We start from the raw sequence: 1656 nt of genomic DNA, 5'->3' as shown, positions 1-1656 counted from the left end.
TTTTGATGTGGGAGCAAAGTTGTAATGTCGCATCTGGGCAAAGTTGAAATGTCGTAGTTCGAGGGTTTCGGCGCATGCTGGCGGCGGTTTGAACTGCTGGAGCGCATCGTGGGCCAACCTGGACTGATCACCATGAGCATGCGGGAGCTGGATCGTCTGAAGGTCGTGGAAGCCGTGATCGAGCAGCGTCTGATGCCTTGGCGAGCCGCGGAGCGGCTCGGGATCAGTCGACGGCAGATTGAACGGCTGGTCACCCGATATCGTGCTGCGGGGCCGGCTGGACTGATTTCGCAGCGCCGTGGCCACGCCAGCAACCATCAATTGCCCGAGGATCTGGCGCACCGTGCCTTGAGCCTGGTTCGTGAGCGCTACGCCGATTTCGGGCCGACGCTGGCTTGCGAGAAGCTGTGGGAATGCCACGGGCTGCAGTTGTCGAAGGAAACGGTCAGGAAGCTGATGACGGACGCTGGGCTGTGGATTCCGCGTCGGCAACGACCGCCCAAGGTCTATCAACCGCGAGCGCGCCGGGCTTGCCTGGGTGAACTGATCCAGATCGACGGCAGCGATCATCGGTGGTTCGAGGAACGGGCGCCGTCCTGCACGCTGCTGGTGTACGTCGACGATGCGACGAGCCGGCTGATGCATCTGCACTTTACGGCGACCGAATCGACCTTCAGCTACTTCGAGGCCACGCGAACGTACCTGGAGCGCCATGGCAAGCCGGTGGCGTTCTACAGCGACAAGTACAGCGTGTTCCGCAGCCCGAAGGCCAGCAAGACCGGCAGCAGCGTGACGCAGTTTGGCCGGGCCATGTACGAGCTGAACATCGACACGTTCTGCGCGAACAGCAGCTCGGCCAAGGGGCGCGTCGAACGTGCGCACCTGACGCTGCAGGACCGGCTGGTCAAGGAGTTGAGATTGCGCGGGATCAGCACGGTGGCCGACGCCAATGCGTATGCGCCCTCCTTCATCGCCATGTATAACGCGCGCTTCGCGAAGCCGCCGAAGTGCGACTTCAATGCGCACCGGCCGCTGCGAAACGACGAGAATCTGGACCGGTTGCTGACCTGGCGCGAAACGCGCCGGGTATCGAAGTCACTGACGGTGCTGTATGACCGGGTGCTGTACCTGCTGGACGATACGCTCGAGAACAGGAAGCTGATTCATCGCTATATCGACGTCTGGGAGTACCCGGATGGACGAATCGAAATCCGGGCCGACGGCGAGGTATTGCATTGCCGCCTTTACGACAAGCTGGCGGCGGTCGATCAAGGCGCGATCATCGAACACAAGCGTCTGAGTCACGCGCTGCAGGTGGCTGAAGCGGTTCAGGCGCAGCGTGATAACCGGCGGATCTCGGGTTCGCCCTCGCGCGCCAATCGAGGGCTGCCAGTGCGGGCCAAGACATCGTTACCAGGCGCCAAGAAACAGCGTGCGTTCACGGAAGCCGACATTGAAGCGGCCATCCTGCAGGTCGCTTCGCAAACACATCAAGCAGAATCGAACCAGCGGTCTGCCAAGGCCCGCTGATCGAGCGTAAGCACCCTGCTGCTTCAGGCCCGGCACTTCAACGCTGAATGAAGGAAAACCGATGAAACATGCGACATCTGTATTTAGCTGGCGCTACGACATCTGAATCCGGGTATGACATTTGAT

The 1656-nt window shown here is 61.0% G+C and carries 1 protein-coding gene; it reads left to right on the top strand.

What is annotated here, in order from left to right:
• The first annotated feature begins 132 nt into the window (after positions 1-132).
• On the top strand, positions 133-1530 hold the full coding sequence (locus U5A56_RS36755; protein WP_321927368.1) for an ISNCY family transposase: 1398 nt from the start codon (positions 133-135) through the stop codon (positions 1528-1530).
• The last annotated feature ends 126 nt before the right edge of the window (positions 1531-1656 follow it).

Source organism: Burkholderia sp. BCC1998 (assembly GCF_905339875.1).
Lineage (GTDB): Bacteria > Pseudomonadota > Gammaproteobacteria > Burkholderiales > Burkholderiaceae > Burkholderia.
This window is presented reverse-complemented; position numbering and strand designations above follow the sequence as displayed.